This is a genomic window from Marinobacter sp., from assembly GCF_044799475.1.
Lineage (GTDB): Bacteria > Pseudomonadota > Gammaproteobacteria > Pseudomonadales > Oleiphilaceae > Marinobacter.
This window is the reverse complement of the sequence record NZ_CP085217.1, coordinates 1,325,105-1,345,966: the sequence shown is the minus strand read 5'-3', so window position 1 is coordinate 1,345,966 and position 20,862 is coordinate 1,325,105. Positions and strand designations below refer to the sequence as shown.

Genomic DNA, 20,862 nt, shown 5'->3' with positions numbered 1-20,862 from the left:
TTTATCAGGCTCTTCCCAGCAGGGAACGGGCAATGACTTCCTTCATCACTTCGGAAGTGCCGCCGTAGATCCGCTGCACCCTGGCGTCCAGAAACGCCCGGGATATCGGGTATTCGGTGGTGTAGCCGTAGCCGCCGAAGATCTGCAGACAGCCATCGGCGACACGGAACTGCATTTCAGTTGCGCTGTACTTGGCCATGGAGGCCGTGGCGGCATCCAGTTCGCCGCGGCTGTATTCGGCAACGCACTGGTCGACAAAGGCCTTGTTGATACGGCAGTCAGTTTCCATTTCGGCAATGCGGAATCGGGTGTTCTGCAGCTGTTTCAGCTTCTGGCCAAACAGCTCACGCTCGCCGGCGTAATCGATGGTGATATCCAGTGCGCCTCTGGCAGCCGCGACACCTATTGCGCCGATTACCAGCCGCTCCCGGGGCAGTTCCCGCATCAGGTACATAAAGCCCTGGCCTTCCTCCCCCAGCAGTGCCGAGCGGGGAATCCGCATGTCGGAGAAGAACAGTTCGGAGGTATCGCCGCAGTGCTGGCCGATCTTGTCCAGGTTGCGACCGCGGCTGAATCCGGGCAGGGAGGTATCCACGAGGAACAGGCTGATGCCCCGGGCACCGGCCTTGGGGTCGGTTCTGGCGGCAACGATCACCATGTCGGCATGCTGGCCGTTGGTAATGAAGGTCTTGGAGCCGTTGAGTACGTAATCGTCGCCGTCCGTCACGGCGCTGGTGCGCATGGCCTGGAGATCACTTCCGGCACCGGGTTCGGTCATGGCGATGGCGCCCACCACTTCTCCGGAGACCATCTTCGGCAGCCAGTACTGCCGCTGCTCCTCGTTGCCAATGTGACTCAGGTAGGGGGCGACTATGTCCGAGTGCACCATGACGTTGGTGGCCAGGGCGCCAAATCCCATGCGGGCCATTTCGGCACCGACGGCTACCGAGTACTCGAAGGGTACCCCGCAGCCGCCGTATTCTTCCGGCACATCCACGCAGAGCATGCCGGCCTCGCCCAGGGTTTGCCACAGGGCTCTGGGCACAATGCCTTCCCTGTCCCACTGCTCGTAATGGGGTCTCACCTCGTGATCGAGGACTTTCACCACCGTGTCACGAAACAGCACCAGTTCTTCGGCTTCGGCGTTAGCGGCCATAATTATGCTCCAATGATGTCTTTTATCTCTAACTGTCTTGCCCGAGCAAGCGGGCAGATCTTTTCAGAACACGCTGTGAATACATCCATGTACGCTCGGCCTCCGCCTTCCATGGCTCCGGACGGTTCTGAAAAGATCTGCCCGCTTGCTCTATGTGCTGTTCGCTAAAATGTCACTTCGGCGCCATGCGCAGCGCGGAATCCAACCGGATGACCTCACCATTCAACACAGGGTTGCGGACCATCTGGTCCACCAGCATGCCGAATTCCTCCGGTTTACCCAGACGCTGGGGGAACGGCAGCGTGGCCGCCAGGCTGTCCTGCACTTCCTGCGACATGCCCGCCATCATGGGTGTCATGAAAAGACCCGGGGCAATGGTGTTCACCCGTATGCCGTTGCGGGCCAGTTCCCGGGCCGCCTGCAGTGTCATGGCGACCACGCCGCCCTTGGAGGCGCTGTAGGCCACCTGGCCGATCTGGCCCTCGTAGGCGGCAATGGAGGCGGTGGATATGATTACTCCCCGCTCTCCATCCGCATTGGGTTCCCGCTGGGCCATGTCCGCCGCAGCCAGGCGGAGAATGTTGAAGGTGCCCACCAGGTTGACCTGTACCACCCGGTTAAAGTTTTCGAGTGGCATTACGCCTTCCCGCCCCAGAATCTTCGCGGCGGGGGCAATGCCTGCGCAGTTCACGGCAATGCCGCAGAGGCCGTGGGCTTCCCGTGCTTTTGCCACTGCGGCTTCAGCGCTTTCGGCAGAAGCTACATCACATTCGACGAATATCCCGCCTATGTCCCTGGCTACGGCTTCGCCCTGCCCCTTCTGTAAGTCAAAAATAGCCACTTTGCAGCCGGCGGCTGCAAGCGCCCTGGCGGCGCCTTCACCCAGTCCGGATGCGCCGCCGGTGACAATGGCCGGTACTCCCTGAAAATCCATAGTTTCTCCCTCCTGAAAATGGGCTCCGTTGACGGGAGCACAGACCCTCTAAGCGCAGAGCGCTCTGATTCACATTTCTCTGACTCGGAGCTTTCCCGTTCAGAGCTCCCTGGCCTGGTCCCGCAGTACAAACTTCTGCACTTTGCCGGTGGATGTTTTGGGCAACTCGGTAAACACCACGGTCCTGGGCAATTTGAACTTGGCCAGCCGTTCCCGACAGAAGTCGATGATGTCTTTTTCTGTGACGTCCTGGGCCCCGGGTTTCAGAGTGACAAAGGCACAGGGCGTCTCGCCCCATTTTTCGTCCGGGCGCGCCACCACGGCGGCCTCCAGGACCCCGGGATGGCGATAGAGCGCATCTTCCACCTCGATGGTGCTGATGTTCTCGCCACCGGAGATGATGATGTCCTTGAGCCGGTCCTTGATCTCCACGTAGCCATCCGGATGCCAGACTGCCAGGTCTCCGGTATGGAACCAGCCCCCGCGAAAGGCCTCGGCCGTCGCTTCAGGATTCTTGAGATAGCCCTTCATCACGGTATTGCCCCGCAGGAAAATCTCACCGACGGTGCGGCCGTCCTTCGGCACGGCTTCCATGCTTTCAGGATCACCTACCATTAGTCCCGCCAGCGTGTGGTAGCGGACCCCCTGTCGGGCCTTGATGGCGGCACGCTCTTCCACCGGCAAGTCATTCCACTGGTCTTTCCAGGCACAGACGGTCACTGGACCGTATACCTCTGTCAGCCCGTAAACATGAGTTACCTGGATTCCCATCGCCTCGACGGCCTCGATCACCTTGGCCGGCGGCGGCGCACCCGCCGTCATGGCCTGCACGGTGTGGCTGAAGCCCGATTTGGCAGCCTCAGATGCTCCCAGCAGTGTGTTGAGCACGATCGGCGCGCCGCACATGTGACTGACATGGTGGTCAGCGATCAACTGGAGAATCTTCTCCGGATCTACCTTGCGCAGGCAGACGTGGGTGCCAGCAAAGGCCGTGATAGTCCAGGGGAAGCACCAGCCGTTGCAATGGAACATGGGCAGAGTCCAGAGATACACCGGATGCTGACCCATGGACCAGACCGCCTGGTTGCCCATCGCATTTTCACAGGCGCCACGGTGATGATAGACCACGCCCTTGGGATCGCCCGTTGTGCCCGACGTGTAGTTCAGGGAGATCGCCTGCCATTCGTCGGCCGGCATTTGCCAGATAAAATCCGGATCGCCGCCGGCCAGGAAATCCTCGTAATCCAGTTCACTGATCGCGGTGCCCTGACCATATTCCGGATCATCCACGTCGATCACCAGCGGAGGGTTGTCAAGCCGGCTCAGCGCCTTGCGAATTACCTCGCCGTATTCCCGGTCCGCTATCAACACCCGGGCTTCACCGTGCTCCAGCATGAAAGCAATGGCTCCAGCGTCAAGACGGGTGTTCAGGGCGTTCAATACCGCCCCCAGCATGGGGACGCCAAAGTGGCACTCCAGCATCGCCGGAATATTGGGCAGCATGGCTGCAACCGTATCGCCCTTACCAACCCCACGGTCAGACAGAGCCGATGCCAGGCGTCGACAGCGCTGATAGGTTTCCCGCCAGTCCCGGCGGATCCCGCCATGTATGACCGCAGGATAATCGGGATAGACCTCGGCCGTCCGGGCAATGAAATCCAGCGGCGACAAGGTGGCGTAATTGGCCTCGGTGGGCTCAAGCCCGGTCTCGAATAATGAGCTCATAACGGACTCCAGGGTTCTTGTTGTTTACGGGAGCAACCAACATATTACGTTTACGTAAACTGAAATGGAACAACCCTTACTGACAGCAGGCGCCACCCTCGCTGCTGACAGAAGGCCATGCCCCCTGGCGGAGCCAGGACTGACGCCCGCTGGATCTGCGTCAGCCCTGCCGTTTCTCCCGGTCAGACGAGGTTATAGATAAACACTACCGCTACAGCGATCGGAGTGACATAGCGAATGGTGTTATACCAGAGCGAAAAACCGCCCGCCGGCATGGCCAGTTCGCTCTCCAGGGCTTCGCGGGTCATGATCCACCCGGCAAACACTGCCACCAGAAGACCCGCCAGGGGCAGCATGATGCTTGCAGTGACGAAATCCAGCAGATCAAAGATGGTCTTGCCTTCGAACATGGCAAACATGCCCAGTGGCGTGACATCAGACCACACGTTCAGCGACAGGATCGAGGCAATGCCCAGCAGCCAGCAGGCAATGCCAGCGCCGACCGTGCTCGAAACACGGGTCATGCCCTTCTTCTCTTCCAGCCACTCAACCACCGGTTCCAGCAGCGAGATGGCAGATGTCCAGGCGGCAAAGGTCAGCAGGATAAAGAAGAGCGTGCCAAACAGGCTGCCCCAGGGCATCTGACCGAAGGCCAGCGGCAGGGTCTGGAAGATCAGGCCCGGGCCTGCTCCTGGCTCAAGGCCGTTGGCAAATACTATGGGGAAGATAGCGAGACCGGCCAGCAGTGCTACGCCGGTGTCCATAACCGACACCACAATAGATGTCTTGACGATGGATACGTTCTTCGACAGATAGGAGCCGTACGCCATCATTACCGCCATACCAAGGCTCAGGGTGAAGAAGGCATGCCCCAGGGCTACCAGCACACCCGCCGTGGTCAGTTTGGAGAAGTCAGGCTGGAACAGGAAGGCAACGCCTTCGCCGAAGTGGCCTGTTGTCATGGCATAACCGACCACAATCAGCAGCAGCACAAACAGCGCCGGCATCAGAATGGTCACAGCCCGTTCCAGACCGCCACGAAGGCCCCGGCCCACCACGAACATGACCAATGCCATGAACAGGGTATGCCAGCCCAGCAGGGTCCAGGGATTGCCCAGCAGACCAGAGAAGATTCCACCGATGGCCTCGGCCGACTTGCCAACAAGCTCACCGCTTGCCGAGGTCCCAATATAGGATACCGCCCAGCCGCCGATCACGGAGTAGAAAGACAGAATCAGAAACGCGGCCAGCACACCGACCACGGCGGTAATGCGCCAGGCCGGGTTGTGACCGTCACGCTCGGTGAGTGTGCGCATGCTCCTGATGGGGCTGGCGCCACCACGCCGGCCAATAAGTATTTCTGCCATCATGATGGGCAGACCCACCACTGCGATACAGAGCAGGTAGACCAGCACAAAAGCGCCGCCGCCATTTTCACCGGTTATGTAGGGAAATTTCCAGATGTTGCCGAGGCCGACTGCAGAGCCGGTGGCCGCAAGTATAAAGGCCATTCGGGATGACCAGAGGCCTCGCTTGATCGAGGCCTGGCTGTCTCCGCCGTTCTGACCGGCTGGGGATGGACTGTTCATGATGCTCTCCTGGTGCCTGTTTTTTATTTTCGAAAAGAAATGCCGACTGCCGCGAGCCGGCGGCCTTCAAGGGTGACGGCTAGCCAGGGTTGCTGGCGCCGACGGGTTGATGATTGTGATGATGCTCAAATCGCTCTTCCGCCAACTGGTTGGCAATCTCACCTGTAGGTCGCTCGTCCCTTGCCGAACGGGTAAAGATTTCGTCGAGGGTGTCACCTATGCTTTCCACGTGCTTGCGCACAATGGCCGGATCGGCGCCGATGCGTTCGTAATGGATATCGATGATGCCGCCAGCGTTGATCACGAAGTCCGGTGCATAAAGGATGCCTCTTTGCCACAGGGACTGGTCGTGACTGGCACGTGACAGCTGGTTGTTGGCCGCTCCGGCAACGATGGGAGCCTGCAGCCTTGGTATGGACTCGTCATTGAGCACAGCCCCCATGGCACAGGGCGCCAGCACATCGACTGGGAGGAACAGGATATCCTCGGCGCTCACCGCGGTTGCCCCCAGTTCCTCCACGGCCCTCTCCACGTAGTCCTGGTGGATATCAAAGACAGAAACTTTTGCCCCGGCATCCGTCAGGTGGCGAGCCAGGCGATAACCCACATTGCCGATACCCTGGACTGCCACGGTCAGGCCCTCCAGATCGTTGACATCGGTCCGTCCCAGCTTGTGCTTCACCGCTGACTGGATCCCGACAAAAGTGCCATAGGCAGTGGCTGGCGAGGGGTCACCGCTGCTGGGTTTTCCGTCAAATCCGGGACGGGAGGAAATGCCGGCCACGTGAGACGTGTGCCGTCCCATCACCTTGAGATCAGGAACACTCGTGCCGGAATCTTCCGCAGCAATATAAAGGCCACCCAGGCTTTCCAGGAAGCGCCCCATACTCTCCAGAAGCTCTTCCGTCTTGTGTTCCCGGGGATTGCCAATGATGACCGATTTGCCGCCGCCCAGGTCCAGATTGGCAAGGGCGGACTTGTAGGTCATCCCACGCGACAGGCGCAACACGTCGGTCAGGGCTTCATCATCGCTGCTGTAGGGAAACATCCGACAGCCACCCAGAGCGGGACCACGAGAGGTATTGTGGACCGCGATAATGGCGCGCAGTCCGGTTTTCGGATCGCAGTGGAAGGACAGGTGCTGGTGGTTATCAAATTCGGGATGAGTAAACACACTCATGGCTCATTACCTTTTTGGAAGCACGGCCACGATCAGCAGCGGTGCCTGTATTCACCTCGACAACAGGATGGTGCTCTGGCGGCCAGAGCTGCGATGACCAGGCCTGCTGACCAGAATGGACGCGCAATCAGTGACTGCAGGAAAGCTGCATTATGCCCGTGATTAAAATGTCGTGCGCGCCCCTGCGCTGGCTGAAACCGGGGATGCCCAGTGAAATCGTATCTGGCGAAGACGAATCGGACAGACCTGTCCTGGATGAAACTGCTGAAATCATTGCGGGGGTGCGGGGTGCTCCCGGGGAGCCGTCACCTTTCAGGGACGCATTAACCAATAGCATACTGAAACCCTCTTTACAGTTCGCCGGATCACGGCGCTCGGGGTTGTGTTTTTTGCCACCGGCGTTTTTGGCCAGTGGCTGCTTTTCAGCTGTGCAGGCTCTTTTGGAGCCGCACAATTGAACGATAGGTTAACCAAGACGTCAACGTCAATGGTTATCTTTTCTCCATTGGCATTTTACGTTAAGGTAAGCTTAAGACCGGTTTCAAGGAGCTCCAAAAGGGTTCCGGGAGAGCTGGCTGCAACTGACTCAACGGTGCCCTCACAAGGGGTATTTTGTCCCTCAACCCTTACCCCAGGAAGAGGATTATGAACAAGACAGCAAAATCCGAAGCCGTGCATACGCCGTCATTCACCGACGGGGCCGAGTTTCATATTCCCACCTTTCAGCTTCTCCAGCAGGACGGCACGCTCTACAAGGGCGCTAAAGCCCCTGCCCTTAAAAAAGAACACGCTCTGCGCATTTACCGGTCCATGGTTTTCACCAGGGTTCTGGACGAACGCATGCTGGCCGCACAGCGCCAGGGCCGGCTCAGCTTCTACATGCAGTGCATCGGCGAGGAAGCTGCCGCCATTGGCAGCGCCGCGGCTCTGGATGACGACGACATGATCATGGCCCAGTACCGGGAACAGGGCGCCCTTGCCTATCGCGGTTTCACCACCGACGAGTTCATGAATCAGCTGTTCGGCAATGAGATGGACTACGGAAAAGGCCGTCAGATGCCGGTTCATTACGGTTCCGCCAAGCTGCACTATATGACCATTTCCTCTCCCCTGGCTACCCAGATTCCCCAGGCCACTGGCTACGCCTATGGCCAGAAACTGGCCGGAGACGGCAAGTGCACCATCGTGTATTTCGGTGAGGGCGCCGCCTCGGAAGGGGATTTCCACGCTGCTCTCAACATGGCGGCAGTGCACCGGGTACCGGTCATTTTCCTATGCCGCAACAACGGCTACGCCATTTCCACGCCTTCAGTCGAGCAGTTTGCCGCTGACGGTGTGGCCCCCCGGGCTTATGGTTACAAGATGGATGTGATCCGGGTGGACGGCAACGACATCCTGGCCGTGTACGAAGCCACCCGCCTTGCCCGTCGCATGGCGGTAAAAGAGAACCGCCCGGTGCTGATCGAAGCCATGACCTACCGTCTGGCTGCCCACTCCTCCTCCGATGATCCCTCCGGCTACCGCAGCAAGGACGAAGAGTCCGTATGGCGGGAGAAGGACCCGATCCTGCGCATGCGTCACTGGCTGGAGAGCAAAAAGTGGTGGAGCGAGGACCAGGAGAAAGAGATTCAGGAACGCCTTCGCCGTGAGGTGCTGGAGACCATGAAAAAGGCCGAGAAACGGCCACCACCCCCCCTCGAGAGTCTTGTTACCGATGTGTACGACGAGGTGACGCCGGAACTGAACCGGCAGATGGACAACCTCAAAGCCCATATCCGCAAGTATCCGGATGCATACCCCAAGACCGCCGAGCAGGCCAGGGGAGGTGAATGACATGCCCAAGATGAACATGCTCCAGGCCATCAACAACGCACTTGATATCGCCATGGCCGCCAACGACCGGGTGCTGTGTTTCGGTGAAGACGTCGGCGTCTTCGGCGGGGTGTTCCGCGCCACCAGCAATCTGCAACAGAAATACGGTAAAGACCGCTGTTTCAACACTCCGCTGGTGGAACAGGGGATCATCGGTTTCGCCAACGGCCTTGCAGCACAGGGCTCAGTGCCCGTAGCCGAGATCCAGTTCGCCGACTACATTTTTCCCGCCTTTGACCAGATCGTGAATGAGTCAGCCAAGTTCCGCTATCGCTCAGGCAACCTGTTTGATGTTGGCGGGATGACCATACGCACTCCCTATGGCGGGGGGATCGCCGGCGGGCTCTACCATTCGCAGTCACCGGAAGCCTATTTTGCCCATACGCCGGGCCTGAAGGTCGTTGTGCCCAGGAACCCCCACCAGGCCAAGGGCCTGCTGCTGGGCGCAATCCACGACCCCAACCCGACCCTGTTCTTCGAGCCCAAGCGACTCTACCGGGCATCAGTGGGCGAGGTGCCGGAAGAGGACTATCGGCTGCCGCTCGGCAAGGCCGAGGTACTGAAAGAAGGCACAGACGTCACTCTTCTGGGCTGGGGTGCGCAGATGGAAGTGATCGGCCAGGCCGTGGAAATGGCGGAGAAAGAAGGTATTTCCTGCGAGGTGATCGACCTGCGGACCATCCTTCCCTGGGATGTGGATACAGTAGTGGACTCAGTTCTGAAGACCGGGCGCCTGGTAGTGAGCCACGAAGCACCACTGACTGGCGGCTTCGCCGGCGAGATTGCTGCAGCAGTCCAGGAACGTTGCTTCCTGTATCTGGAATCCCCCATCGCCCGGGTGACCGGCCTGGATACTCCCTTCCCGCTGGCGCTGGAAAAGGAATATCTGCCCAATCATCTGAAGGTGTTTGATGCCATCAGGGCGAGCGTCGAATTCTAGGTCGATATCAGGACAGGAGAGCAACCATGAGTGATTTTATACTGCCCGATATCGGCGAAGGTATCGTGGAATGCGAACTGGTCAAATGGCTGGTGAGCGAAGGCGAGATGATCGAGGAGGACCAGCCGGTCGCCGAGGTCATGACAGACAAGGCCCTCGTGGAAATCCCCGCGCCCTACAAGGGTCGGGTCACCCGGCTGTACCACCAGGAAGGGGAGATCGCCAAAGTGCACGAGCCCCTGTTCGAGCTGGTGGCCGAAGGCGAGGAAGGCGAAAATGCGGGCGAAGGCCCGGCGCCCTCTTCTGCCCCCTCTCCTTCTTCTGCAATAGGAACGGAAGCCGGTCAGCCTCCGGCAGAGAGCGCAAGCGAAACTGCCTCCGCCCGGGTGAAGGGCGAGGCAGAGACGGCGGGCTCAGCCGGGGAAGTCACCGAAGACTTCATCCTGCCGGATATCGGTGAAGGCATCGTGGAGTGTGAGGTCGTCGAATGGCGCGTCGCCGAGGGAGACGAAATCGAGGAAGATCAGCCGGTGGTGGACGTCATGACTGACAAGGCCATGGTGGAGATCACCGCGCCCAAGGCTGGGCGGGTTACCCAGCTCTATTATCAGAAGGAGGACCTGGCGAAGGTCCACTCACCCCTGTTTGCCTTTGTGCCCAGGGACCAGGAATCTGCGCCTGCAGCTGCCGAAGCGCCAGCGCCGAAGCAGTCAGCTCCGCCAACCGTGTCAGGTCAGCCTGCCGCAGCAAAGGCGGGCCCTGCAGGCAAGCGGATTCCCGCCAGCCCCGCAGTCCGGCGCATAGCCCGGGAACATGAGCTGGATCTTGCAGACCTTCCGGGCTCAGGAAAGGACGGCCGGGTACTCAAGTCCGATGTGCTGGAGTACCTTGAGCATGGCAAAAAGGCTCCCCAGCCCGCCGCTGCGCCAGAGCCGGCAGCTCAGCCCGGACAGCCACGGCGCACGGAAGAGCAGAAAGCCCGGGTAGAGCCCATCCGGGGCGTGCAGGCGGCCATGGCCAAACACATGGCGTCGGCAGCAGCGAATATTCCCCACTTCATCTACAGCGAGGAAATCGACGTTACCGACCTGCTGACCCTGCGTGCCCGGCTCAAGCCGGAAGCAGAGGCCGCCGGCTCACGGCTGACTCTCATGCCCTTCATCATGAAGGCCATGGCGCTGGCGGTGCGGGAATACCCGGTGCTCAACAGCCAGCTCAATAAAGAGGTGACGGAAATCCACTATCAGCCCCAGTGCAACATCGGCATGGCAGTGGACAGCAAATCCGGACTGATTGTGCCTAATGTGAAAGGGGTGGAAAAGCTCACTCTGCTGGAGATCGCCGATGAGGTGGCCAGGCTGACCGAGGCGGCCAGATCGGGCCGGGTGAGCCAGCAGGATCTGCGGGGCGGCACAATTACCATCTCCAACATTGGGGCCCTTGGCGGCACCTACGCTGCGCCCATTATCAATGCGCCGGAAGTGGCGATTGTGGCACTGGGCCGCACCCAGAAGCTGCCACGTTTCGACGCCAGCGGCCAGGTGACGGAAAGGGCCATCATGACCGTGAGCTGGGCGGGGGATCACCGCATCATTGATGGCGGCACCATTGCCCGCTTCTGCAACCGCTGGAAGAGCTACCTGGAAGAGCCCCAGTCCATGCTCCTGCATCTGGGCTGAGCCGACGCCATGCCGCAACAGGCCGAGCTGCAGCAGTTCTATATCCCGGAGGAGCAGTCTGTCTACCTGCTCAGCCAGGACGACGCCAGAAAGCTAAAAGACTGGGTGGCACTCTGCGCCACCCAGCTTGAACAGCTGGGGTACCGGGATATAGAGATGATCGGCAAAGGGGCCTATGGCTTCGTGTTTGCCGGTGTGCTGACGCGGCCCGGGGGGGGAAACCTCGAGCATGTGTTCAAGTTCACCCGGGTCACTCTGCCCCAGCACCTGCAGGACAGGCTGGAGGAAGAAGCCTTCATGCTGGAGCAGGTTCGCCATCCACGGGTACCCCAGCTGGTAGCCTATCAGCGGGCGCACAACCAGCCCATCCTCGTCATGGAACGCGCGCCCGGCCTCAATCTGGAGGAAGTCTCCCTTCGGCACGGCCGGCTGCAGCCAAGGCGAATCATGCGCATTGCCGACCAACTGGCCGACATCCTCCGCAGCCTGCGACAGGAGTCCGGCCCGGCCGGCCGTCCCATCGTCCATGGGGACATCAAACCGTCCAATCTGGTATTCGACGAGCACACCGAGAACATCGCCCTGATCGACTGGGGTTCCTCAGTGTTCGCCCAGCTGGATGCAAACCATCAGTTCATCAATTCCAATGTCATGGAACTGATGTCCGACAACCTGCAGCAGACCAACGCCAGACTGGGTGACGTCTATTTCATAGGCGAGGAGCAGCTCAATGGTGGCCTGTCCTCCCCCAGATTTGATGAACAGGGTGCTGCGGGAACTCTCTATGCGCTGGCCTCGGGCCAGTCCTGCCGTTTCGGTCACCGCGCGATTCCCCCCACCTCTCTGGGACTGCCCATGGAGTTTGCCCGCATGCTGGAGGGCATGCTGGACCCGGACCCGGACACACGCCGGAAGGCCGGCGATTACTATCTGAAAGAGATGCCGCGCATGGGCCGGGTGGTGATGATCGACCTGCCGGAGGCTCCTGTCACCCCCATGGTGCCGGTGTGGATGCGCCCGGCCAGACGGGAGATAGACACGGTGGTCTACAGCTCCCGCAAGTCCTTCTTGCGCCAGGAGGATGCAAAGGAAACCCTCAATGACGTCAATGACGTACAGCTGGACCGTTACTACAAGAACTTCATGCAGGGCATGGGAGAAACCGAAAAGGCCTTCCTCGCGGCGGTAAGCCGGCTTGGCAAGTACCCGGTAGTAGGCGGGTTGGCGGTGCGCTGGGAGACCGATGGCGTTTACATAGACACCTCCCTGAACCTGCATGACCCTGAGCTGCGTACCTCGTTTGTAACCGCAGTGAACAACATGGTGAACCTGGCCCGGGCTATCTATCGCCAGGGTATTTTCAAGAGCTGCCTGTTCAACGCCAGGGACACCCTGCACATCGACCGCGCCAGCCCGGACGAGCCTTTCGTGGTGTCGTCGGACATGCATCTGCCCTATGAGGTCAGCGCGGCGCCTGAGGTAGAAGACCGTACCCGGGTACACTCCTACTTCGAGGACGGGCCGGACCCGGAAGAATTTCTGGTGCTGCCGGTGGCCATTATCCGGTCCCTGGAAGCCCTCAACGACATACACCATACCGGGATGATCATATTTGAGGCCCTGCCCACCCACCTCAAGATCCACAGCCACTACCGGCTGCTGGATCCGTCCCGGGAAGTAGAGTTTTCCCGGCGTCTGGAGGAGATTCTTTCTTCCGTTGGGCACATCGAGGGACTGGGTGTTTCGGGGTTCATGAAAATGCCCTACAAGGACACCCGTCTCTTTACCCATATCGAACGTGTACCGGAGCGCTATTACCCGAAAAATCCGAGAGCTGTTGACCACTCGGCACCGGAGCAGAGCCAGTCGCACTGACGGGAAAACAAAGACCCGTCTTTTTGCCGATACAGGAATCAGAGTCCAGGTACCAGCCTGGTGGCGTCACAAAAAATCTTTACGTTTACGTAAACTTTAATTAGGCTTGGGATAATTTATCCCCTCCTGGCATTAAAAGGTGGTAGCCATGTCAGTCAAAGATTCATCCATCAAAGAGGTCCCTGCCAGGGAATCGGGCGGGAAGGAAACCTATAGCATCAGCGATCTGGCCCGGGAGTTTGATGTAACCACGCGAAGCATGCGTTTTTACGAAGACCAGGGCCTGCTGAAACCTGCCAGAAAGGGGCAGACGCGCATTTTCAGCTCCCAGGACCGGGTGCGCCTCAAGCTTATTCTGCGGGGCAAACGCATGGGTTTTTCCCTGGCAGAGATCAAAGAGCTCTTCGACCTCTGGGACAAGACACCCAGAGGCAATGAGAAACAGCTGCACCTGATGCTGGAAACTCTGGACCGCAAACGCGCCCAGCTCGAGCAACAGAAAAGGGACATCGCCATGGTCGAAATGGAAATCGACACCGCCGAATCCAGATGCCGGGACGCTCTGAAGGAGCTGGAGAACAGAAAGAAGGCCAGGGCCGAACAGCCGCCCTCCTCCAACGCCCTCCCTGAAGGGTGATCATGAAAAGGCGGGGGCAGAACGCCTTAATTTGACGGGCGGCGTTCCGGCGCTGCACCGACACAACAAGTTGAGCAAACCAGAGGGTAATGACCATGATTTCACAGTACTCCGAGTTCAATTTCGGTCTGGGCGAGACACTTGACATGCTGCGCCAGCAGATCAACAACTTTGCGGCCACGGAGATTGCCCCCAGGGCGGCCGATATTGACCGTGACAATCTGTTTCCGGCCGATCTCTGGCAAAAGCTGGGGGCCATGGGGCTGCTGGGCATCACGGTGGATGAGAAATACGGCGGCTCGGGTATGGGCTATCTGGCCCACGTAATCGCGATGGAGGAAATCAGCCGCGCATCTGCCTCGGTGGGGCTGTCCTACGGCGCCCATTCCAACCTCTGCGTGAACCAGATCCACAACAACGGAACGGACGAGCAGAAGCAGAAATACCTGCCGAAGCTGGTCAGCGGTGAACACGTCGGAGCCCTGGCCATGTCCGAGCCCAATGCCGGCTCCGATGTGGTGTCCATGAAACTGGCCGCAAAGGACGCAGGCGACCACTACGTGCTCAACGGCAACAAGATGTGGATCACCAATGGCCCGGATGCCAACGTTTATGTGATCTATGCCAAGACTGATCCGGGCACCGCTCACCGCGGCATCACTGCGTTCATTGTGGAGCGGGGTACTGAGGGCTTCACCCAGGCCCAGAAACTGGACAAGCTCGGCATGCGGGGCTCCAACACCTGTGAACTGGTATTCCAGGACTGCAAGGTGCCAAAGGAAAATATCCTGGGCGAACTCAACGGTGGCGCCCGGGTTCTGATGAGCGGCCTCGACTACGAGCGACTGGTGCTTTCCGGCGGCCCCCTCGGCATCATGCAGGCGGCGCTGGATATCACCGTACCCTACATTCGCGAGCGCAAGCAGTTCGGTCAGGCCATCGGCGAGTTCGAGCTGGTACAGGGCAAGGTTGCGGACATGTACACCCGCATGAATGCCGCCAAATCCTATGTCTACATGGTGGCCCTGGCGGCAGACCGGGGCGAAACCACTCGCAAGGATGCTGCGGGTGCCATTCTGTACTCCGCCGAAACCGCCACCCAGCTTGCCCTGGACTCCATCCAGTTGCTTGGGGGTAACGGTTACATCAACGAATATCCCACTGGCCGACTGCTGCGGGACGCCAAGCTCTACGAAATCGGCGCCGGTACATCCGAAATCCGCCGCATGCTTATCGGCAGAGAGTTGTTCCTCAACAAATAACCAGCACCAGGGGAATGTTCATGCCCGTACTGCAGAACAAGGTAAACCCGCGGTCTGACGAGTTTCAGACCAAGTACCAATCCATGGCCGACGCCGTAGCCGACCTGCGGGAAAAGGTGACGGAAATCCAGCGCGGCGGTGGCCCGGCGTACCAGGAGCGTCATCTGGCGCGCGGCAAGTTGTTGCCAAGGGAGCGCATCAACCAGCTGCTGGATGACGGCTCGCCATTCCTGGAGATTTCCCAGCTGGCAGCCTACCAGGTCTACGATGAAGACGTGCCTGCCGCGGGTGTGATCGCAGGGGTCGGACGGGTGTCAGGCACTGAGTGCATGATCATCGCCAACGACGCCACGGTGAAGGGGGGGAGCTACTACCCGCTGACGGTCAAGAAACACCTGCGGGCCCAGGAAATCGCCCTGCAGAACCGCCTGCCCTGCATCTACCTGGTGGATTCGGGCGGCGCCAACCTGCCCCGTCAGGACGAAGTCTTTCCCGACCGGGACCATTTCGGCCGCATCTTCTATAACCAGGCCCACATGTCCGCCCAGGACATCCCACAGATCGCTGTGGTGATGGGACTTTGCACCGCTGGTGGCGCCTATGTGCCGGCTATGGCGGACGAGTCCATTATTGTGCGCAACCAGGGCACGATCTTCCTGGCGGGCCCGCCCCTGGTGAAGGCCGCAACCGGCGAGGTAGTCAGCGCCGAGGACCTGGGTGGCGCAGATGTGCACTGCAAAATCTCCGGAGTAGCGGACCATTACGCCGAGAATGATCGCCACGCCCTGGAAATCGCCCGGCGCAGCATCGCCAACCTGAACCGCCGCAAGCCGGCGGATATCACGCTGCAGGAACCCAGAAGCCCTCTTTACAGCGCCGAGGAAATTTACGGCATCGTGGGCACGGATCTGCGCAAGCAGTTTGATGTGCGGGACGTGATTGCACGGATCGTCGACGGTTCGGAATTCGACGAATTCAAACGCCTCTACGGCCAGACCCTGGTTACCGGCTTTGCCCATATTCATGGCTATCCGGTGGGCATCATCGCCAACAACGGCATCCTGTTCGGCGAGTCCGCCCAGAAAGGTGCCCACTTTGTGGAGCTCTGCTGCCAGCGCCAGATACCCCTGCTATTCCTGCAGAACATCACCGGCTTCATGGTGGGCCGCAAGTACGAATCCGAAGGCATAGCCAAGCACGGCGCCAAGATGGTGATGGCGGTGGCCTGTGCTCAGGTGCCCAAGATCACCGTGCTGATTGGCGGTAGCTTCGGCGCCGGCAACTACGGCATGTGTGGCCGCGCCTACAGCCCGGACTTCCTGTGGATGTGGCCCAACGCTCGTATTTCCGTCATGGGCGGCGAGCAGGCCGCCGGCGTGCTGGCGACTGTGCGCAGGGAGGGTTTCGAGCGCAAGGGTGAAGCCTGGAGCAAGGAGGAGGAAGAAAATTTCCGCAAGCCCATCGTAGACACTTACGAGCATCAGGGTCACCCCTACTATGCCAGTGCCCGGCTCTGGGACGATGGCGTCATAGACCCGGCCCAGACCCGGGAAGTTCTGGCTTTGAGCCTGTCCGCGACTCTCAACCGCCCGGTCAAGCCAACACGCTTCGGCGTATTCAGGATGTAACTGTTTACCGGATGTGACTCTCTTTCACATAAGACCAGGAGAACAACCATGCAAGACACAGAGGCAGCGGTTTTGCTCAGGCACCTGGACGGCGGGGTTACCGAGGTGGTCCTGAACCGGCCGGATAAGCGCAACGCCTTTGATGACGTGATCATCCAGCAGCTGATCCAGGCACTGGAGGAAGCTGAGCAGGATGGTGCCACCCGGGTCGTGGTTCTGCGCTCCGAAGGCAGACATTTCTCCGCCGGAGCTGATCTGGCCTGGATGCGCCGCATGGCGGACAACAGCCATGAAGCCAACCTGGAAGATGCCCGCCAGCTGGCGCGGCTACTGGAACGGCTCAATACCCTGAGCAAACCCGTGATTGGCCTTGTTCAGGGTGCAGCCTACGGCGGCGCCGTGGGCCTCGCCGCCTGCTGCGACATAGTCATCGCCACCCCCGAGACCCGTTTCTGTCTCAGCGAGGTCAAGCTGGGCCTGATTCCAGCGGTGATAAGCCCCTATGTGGTCCGGGCCATCGGTGAACGCCAGGCCAGGCGCTACTTCCTCTCGGCGGAGGTCTTCGACGCCGTCGAAGCCCAGGCATTCGGCCTTGTGCATCTGGTCGAGGGTACCGAAGTGGCCATGTGGGAGCGCTGCGACCAGTTGCTGGAACAACTCAGGCAGAACGGACCCGAGGCCATGCAGGCCGCCAAGTCACTGATTTTTGCCGTCAGTCACAAAACCATAGATGGCGAACTTATCGAAGACACCGCCCGGCGCATTGCCGATATTCGCGTTGGCGAAGAGGGCCAGGAAGGTCTCGGGGCCTTTCTCAACAAGCGCCGCCCCAGCTGGACTCAGGCTGACAGAAACGGGAATGAAGACAATGTTCAGTAAAATCCTGATCGCAAACCGCGGGGAAATCGCCTGCCGGATCATCCAGACCGCACATCGCATGGGCATACGCTGCGTCGCGGTCTATTCCGATGCGGACCGCAACGCCCGGCACGTGGCGATGGCGGATGAAGCCTTCCGGCTCGGGCCGGCTCCGTCCAGCGAGAGCTATCTGAAGACCGACCTGATTATCGACGTCGCTCTGAAAAGCGGCGCGCAGGCCATTCATCCGGGCTATGGTTTTCTCTCGGAGAACACCGGGTTTGCAGAGGCCTGTGAGGCCAACAATCTGGCCTTTATCGGCCCGCCCGCCTCGGCCATCGCTGCCATGGGTTCAAAGTCCGCCGCCAAGGCCATCATGGAAGAAGCCGGCGTGCCGCTGGTGCCGGGCTACCATGAAGCCGATCAGTCGCCGGACAGACTGCGCGCAGAGGCGGAAAAATGCGGCTTTCCCCTGTTGCTAAAGGCGGTCGCCGGGGGTGGTGGCAAGGGCATGCGGGTAGTGGAGAGCATCGATGAATTCGATGAAGCCCTGGCCGCAGCGAAAAGGGAGGCGAAAAACGCCTTCGGCAACCCGGACATGCTCATCGAACGCTATCTCACCCAGCCCCGCCACGTGGAAATCCAGGTATTCTGCGACCAGCATGGCAACGCCGTCTACCTCGCGGAGCGGGACTGTTCAGTCCAGCGCCGCCATCAAAAAGTGCTGGAAGAAGCACCTGCCCCGGGGCTTTCCCCTGAGACCCGGAAAGCCATGGGGGAAGCAGCCGTCAGAGCGGCCCAAGCCATTGCCTATGTGGGCGCAGGCACCGTGGAATTTCTCTATGACGTGGACGAATCCTTCTTTTTCATGGAGATGAATACCCGCCTGCAGGTGGAGCACCCGGTCACTGAGATGATTACCGGCCAGGATCTGGTGGAATGGCAGTTGCGGGTTGCCGATGGCGAGCCCCTGCCCCTTGCCCAGGACCAGGTCCGCACCCGTGGCCACGCCATGGAAGCACGGATCTATGCGGAGGACCCGGACCAGGACTTCCTGCCCGCCACTGGCACCCTGCGTTACCTCCGTACACCCGATGAAAATACCCATGTGCGGGTCGACACCGGTGTGGTGGAAGGGGATGAGATCAGTATTCATTACGATCCCATGATTGCCAAGCTGATCGTATGGGATGAAAATCGTGAACAGGCCGTCAACCGCCTGGTTCATGCCCTGGAGAATTACCGCATCGCCGGTGTGAAAACCAACATCCGGTTCCTCCATGCGCTGGCAGACAGCCAGCCTTTCCGGGAAGAGGAACTCAACACAAAGTTCATCGCAGATCATCAAAACCTGCTGTTTCCTCCGCCGAAGCTGGACCTCCACAAGGCCCTGGTTCTGGCGGCCGGGTTTATACTGCGCCAGCGCCGGTCCATTCAGACAGAAAGTGCCGACCGCTGGTCACCTTTTGGCCGCCAGAACAGCTGGCGCATGAACTCCGAGTTCGCCCAGCCCCTGCAGTTGCAGGTGGGAGATGAGCGCCATGACCTGAAGGTTCTGGAGCGGGACGACGACTACCAGGTCTACGTCGGAGACAGTGTCTACAGCCTGAATGCCCGGCTGGATGATGACCATCTCCAGGCGAGGATCAACGGCCACCGGCTGAGCGTTCACGGCTACCTTCATGACGACCAGCTGGTGCTATTTCACGAAGGCGACACCTTCACTTGCCGACTGTTCCGGGAGACTTTCGAGACGGAAGATCTGGCGGCAGAGGGCAGCCTTACGGCCCCGATGAACGGCACCGTGGTGGCGCTCAACGTAAAGCCCGGAGACAGGGTGAAAACCGGCCAGACCCTGGTGGTGATGGAAGCCATGAAAATGGAACATGCCATCAAGGCGGGAGCGGATGGCGTGATCAGCGAGGTTTTTTTCCGCGAGGGGGACCTGGTGTCGGAAGGGAATGAGCTGCTGGCCATAGAGATACCGAAGGAGGAGCCCGCCCCATGACCCTGCCAAAACACGTACGACTGGTGGAAATGGGCCCCCGGGACGGGCTGCAGAATGAACCCGGCCCGGTGATTGCCACGGCAGTGAAAACGGAGCTGATCGAGCGGCTGGCGACCGCCGGTCTCAGTCACATTGAAGCCGCCAGCTTCGTATCACCGAAGTGGGTGCCGCAGATGGGCGACGCCGCCGAGGTCATGGCCGGCATTGAGCGGCGGCCTGGAGTGCGCTATTCCGTACTGACCCCCAATCTCCGGGGCTTTGAAAATGCCCTTGCCGCGGGGGTGGATGAAGTGGCCGTGTTCGCTGCGGCGTCCGAATCCTTCAGCCAGAAGAACATCAACTGTTCCATTGCCGAGAGCCTGGAGCGGTTCCGTCCGGTGATGGAAGCTGCCCGTAAAGAAGGCATTGCGGTGCGGGGCTATGTATCCACCGTGATCGACTGCCCCTATGAGGGAAGCATTTCCCCGGGCCAGGTGGCAGTGGTGGCCCGGGATCTGGCTGCCTTGGGCTGCCATGAGATCTCGCTGGGCGACACTATTGGTACCGGCACACCGCTGAAGGCAAAAAGGATGCTGGAAGCGGTGGCCCGGGAAGTGCCGATGGAAAGGCTGGCAGCTCACTTCCACGACACATACGGCCAGGCTCTCGCCAACCTCTACGCGGTGATGGAAGAAGGCATTGCGGTGATTGATGCCTCGGTGGCCGGACTTGGGGGCTGCCCCTACGCCAGGGGCGCCTCGGGCAATGTGGCCACGGAAGATGTGCTGTACATGCTGAACGGGCTGGGCATCGAAACAGGGGTGGATCTGGAGAAGCTGGTGGACGCCGGCGCCTGGATTACCTGTCAGCTCAAACGCCGTAATGGCTCCAAAGTCGGCCAGGCCCTTGCGGGCCCTGATAACGGTAACGTCCAGAAGAGGAAATCCCATGACCAGGACTGATCAGCCAGTGGCGCTGGATCTGCCCATTCCGTCGCTCGAAGCACTGCCGTCGGAAACCCGCCGCTATTTCGACATCTGCCAGGAAAAGCTGGGCATGATCCCCAATGTGCTCAAGGCCTACAGCCAACGCGTGACGCAGCTCGAAGCCTTTACCCGCCTGTATAACGAAATGATGATGGGAGAAAGCGAGCTCTCCAGGCTGGAGCGGGAAATGGTCGCCGTGGTGGTCTCCTCGGAGAACAAGTGCTTCTATTGCCTGGTGGCCCATGGGGCCGCAGTGCGCACACTGAGCGGTGACCCCGCACTCGGCGAGCACCTGGTTATGAACTACCGCAGCGCCGATCTCAGCTCCCGCCATCGCGCCATGCTGGACTACGCCAGCCTCTTGACCCGTAATCCGGCCGCCGTCACCGAAGCTGATGCCGACAGGCTGCGACAGGCCGGATTCAGCGACAGGGCAATCTGGGACCTGGCCAATATCATCGGCTTCTACAACATGACCAACCGGGTGGCCATTGCCAGCGACATGAGACCAAATCCGGAATATCACAATCAGGACCGCCAGCCGACTTTGTGAA

General features: G+C 60.0%; 16 protein-coding genes. 11 read left to right on the top strand and 5 right to left on the bottom strand.

Features of this window, described 5'->3' with window-relative positions; genetic code table 11:
• Window positions 1–4 precede the first annotated feature (4 nt).
• From LG327_RS06260 to LG327_RS06240, 5 genes are all read right to left on the bottom strand, one after another.
• Window positions 5–1,156, bottom strand: coding sequence for an acyl-CoA dehydrogenase family protein (locus tag LG327_RS06260; protein WP_404367293.1), 1,152 nt, complete (start codon window positions 1,154–1,156; stop codon window positions 5–7).
• A gap of 172 nt (window positions 1,157–1,328) precedes the next feature.
• The gene (locus LG327_RS06255; RefSeq protein ID WP_404367291.1) at window positions 1,329–2,090 is read right to left on the bottom strand and encodes an SDR family NAD(P)-dependent oxidoreductase; all 762 of its coding nucleotides are present in this window, start codon (window positions 2,088–2,090) and stop codon (window positions 1,329–1,331) included.
• 99 nt (window positions 2,091–2,189) lie between these two features.
• Window positions 2,190–3,815 carry an acyl-CoA synthetase gene (locus LG327_RS06250; protein ID WP_404367288.1) on the bottom strand — a complete coding sequence of 542 codons (1,626 nt, stop codon included), beginning with the start codon at window positions 3,813–3,815 and terminating at the stop codon, window positions 2,190–2,192.
• A 182-nt stretch (window positions 3,816–3,997) separates the two neighbouring features.
• Entirely contained in the window at window positions 3,998–5,404 is a 1,407-nt protein-coding gene (locus LG327_RS06245) for a sodium-dependent transporter (protein WP_404367285.1), read from the bottom strand.
• 79 nt (window positions 5,405–5,483) lie between these two features.
• The gene (locus tag LG327_RS06240; protein WP_404367282.1) at window positions 5,484–6,584 is read right to left on the bottom strand and encodes a Glu/Leu/Phe/Val dehydrogenase; all 1,101 of its coding nucleotides are present in this window, start codon (window positions 6,582–6,584) and stop codon (window positions 5,484–5,486) included.
• A gap of 645 nt (window positions 6,585–7,229) precedes the next feature.
• Between LG327_RS06240 and LG327_RS06235 the strand changes: the two genes are divergently transcribed.
• The 11 genes from LG327_RS06235 to LG327_RS06185 all read left to right on the top strand — a co-directional run bounded on the left by LG327_RS06235 (window position 7,230) and on the right by LG327_RS06185 (window position 20,861).
• On the top strand, window positions 7,230–8,417 hold the full coding sequence (locus LG327_RS06235) for a thiamine pyrophosphate-dependent dehydrogenase E1 component subunit alpha (protein WP_404367279.1): 1,188 nt from the start codon (window positions 7,230–7,232) through the stop codon (window positions 8,415–8,417).
• Window position 8,418: 1 nt separating this feature from the next.
• Window positions 8,419–9,396, top strand: coding sequence for an alpha-ketoacid dehydrogenase subunit beta (locus LG327_RS06230; protein ID WP_404367276.1), 978 nt, complete (start codon window positions 8,419–8,421; stop codon window positions 9,394–9,396).
• A 26-nt stretch (window positions 9,397–9,422) separates the two neighbouring features.
• The gene (locus tag LG327_RS06225) at window positions 9,423–11,075 is read left to right on the top strand and encodes a dihydrolipoyllysine-residue acetyltransferase (protein ID WP_404367273.1); all 1,653 of its coding nucleotides are present in this window, start codon (window positions 9,423–9,425) and stop codon (window positions 11,073–11,075) included.
• A 9-nt stretch (window positions 11,076–11,084) separates the two neighbouring features.
• On the top strand, window positions 11,085–12,950 hold the full coding sequence (locus LG327_RS06220) for a protein kinase (protein ID WP_404367270.1): 1,866 nt from the start codon (window positions 11,085–11,087) through the stop codon (window positions 12,948–12,950).
• A 148-nt stretch (window positions 12,951–13,098) separates the two neighbouring features.
• Window positions 13,099–13,587 carry a MerR family DNA-binding transcriptional regulator gene (locus LG327_RS06215; protein ID WP_404367267.1) on the top strand — a complete coding sequence of 163 codons (489 nt, stop codon included), beginning with the start codon at window positions 13,099–13,101 and terminating at the stop codon, window positions 13,585–13,587.
• Between the two features lie 95 nt (window positions 13,588–13,682).
• A complete protein-coding gene (locus LG327_RS06210; protein ID WP_404367264.1) occupies window positions 13,683–14,849 on the top strand; it encodes an isovaleryl-CoA dehydrogenase in 1,167 nt (388 codons plus the stop codon).
• A gap of 83 nt (window positions 14,850–14,932) precedes the next feature.
• Window positions 14,933–16,477 carry a carboxyl transferase domain-containing protein gene (locus tag LG327_RS06205; RefSeq protein ID WP_404369264.1) on the top strand — a complete coding sequence of 515 codons (1,545 nt, stop codon included), beginning with the start codon at window positions 14,933–14,935 and terminating at the stop codon, window positions 16,475–16,477.
• 48 nt (window positions 16,478–16,525) lie between these two features.
• Window positions 16,526–17,356 carry an enoyl-CoA hydratase-related protein gene (locus LG327_RS06200; protein ID WP_404367262.1) on the top strand — a complete coding sequence of 277 codons (831 nt, stop codon included), beginning with the start codon at window positions 16,526–16,528 and terminating at the stop codon, window positions 17,354–17,356.
• Complete coding sequence (locus LG327_RS06195) at window positions 17,346–19,343, top strand: acetyl/propionyl/methylcrotonyl-CoA carboxylase subunit alpha (protein WP_404367259.1); 1,998 nt, start codon at window positions 17,346–17,348, stop codon at window positions 19,341–19,343. Before LG327_RS06200 ends, LG327_RS06195 begins: the two co-directional genes overlap by 11 nt.
• Window positions 19,340–20,284, top strand: a complete 945-nt coding sequence (locus tag LG327_RS06190; protein ID WP_404367256.1) for a hydroxymethylglutaryl-CoA lyase — start codon at window positions 19,340–19,342, stop codon at window positions 20,282–20,284. The genes LG327_RS06195 and LG327_RS06190 overlap by 4 nt, the downstream gene beginning before the upstream one ends.
• On the top strand, window positions 20,271–20,861 hold the full coding sequence (locus LG327_RS06185) for a peroxidase-related enzyme (RefSeq protein WP_404367253.1): 591 nt from the start codon (window positions 20,271–20,273) through the stop codon (window positions 20,859–20,861). The genes LG327_RS06190 and LG327_RS06185 overlap by 14 nt, the downstream gene beginning before the upstream one ends.
• The last annotated feature ends 1 nt before the right edge of the window (window position 20,862 follow it).

Excerpts from the sequence above, each read along its gene's own strand:
- LG327_RS06260 (WP_404367293.1), bottom strand. The coding sequence starts at position 1,156 with ATGGCCGCTAACGCCGAAGCCGAAGAACTGGTGCTGTTTCGTGACACG.
- LG327_RS06255 (WP_404367291.1), bottom strand. The coding sequence starts at position 2,090 with ATGGATTTTCAGGGAGTACCGGCCATTGTCACCGGCGGCGCATCCGGA.
- LG327_RS06250 (WP_404367288.1), bottom strand. The coding sequence starts at position 3,815 with ATGAGCTCATTATTCGAGACCGGGCTTGAGCCCACCGAGGCCAATTAC.
- LG327_RS06245 (WP_404367285.1), bottom strand. The coding sequence starts at position 5,404 with ATGAACAGTCCATCCCCAGCCGGTCAGAACGGCGGAGACAGCCAGGCC.
- LG327_RS06240 (WP_404367282.1), bottom strand. The coding sequence starts at position 6,584 with ATGAGTGTGTTTACTCATCCCGAATTTGATAACCACCAGCACCTGTCC.
- LG327_RS06235 (WP_404367279.1), top strand. The coding sequence starts at position 7,230 with ATGAACAAGACAGCAAAATCCGAAGCCGTGCATACGCCGTCATTCACC.
- LG327_RS06230 (WP_404367276.1), top strand. The coding sequence starts at position 8,419 with ATGCCCAAGATGAACATGCTCCAGGCCATCAACAACGCACTTGATATC.
- LG327_RS06225 (WP_404367273.1), top strand. The coding sequence starts at position 9,423 with ATGAGTGATTTTATACTGCCCGATATCGGCGAAGGTATCGTGGAATGC.
- LG327_RS06220 (WP_404367270.1), top strand. The coding sequence starts at position 11,085 with ATGCCGCAACAGGCCGAGCTGCAGCAGTTCTATATCCCGGAGGAGCAG.
- LG327_RS06215 (WP_404367267.1), top strand. The coding sequence starts at position 13,099 with ATGTCAGTCAAAGATTCATCCATCAAAGAGGTCCCTGCCAGGGAATCG.
- LG327_RS06210 (WP_404367264.1), top strand. The coding sequence starts at position 13,683 with ATGATTTCACAGTACTCCGAGTTCAATTTCGGTCTGGGCGAGACACTT.
- LG327_RS06205 (WP_404369264.1), top strand. The coding sequence starts at position 14,933 with ATGGCCGACGCCGTAGCCGACCTGCGGGAAAAGGTGACGGAAATCCAG.
- LG327_RS06200 (WP_404367262.1), top strand. The coding sequence starts at position 16,526 with ATGCAAGACACAGAGGCAGCGGTTTTGCTCAGGCACCTGGACGGCGGG.
- LG327_RS06195 (WP_404367259.1), top strand. The coding sequence starts at position 17,346 with ATGTTCAGTAAAATCCTGATCGCAAACCGCGGGGAAATCGCCTGCCGG.
- LG327_RS06190 (WP_404367256.1), top strand. The coding sequence starts at position 19,340 with ATGACCCTGCCAAAACACGTACGACTGGTGGAAATGGGCCCCCGGGAC.
- LG327_RS06185 (WP_404367253.1), top strand. The coding sequence starts at position 20,271 with ATGACCAGGACTGATCAGCCAGTGGCGCTGGATCTGCCCATTCCGTCG.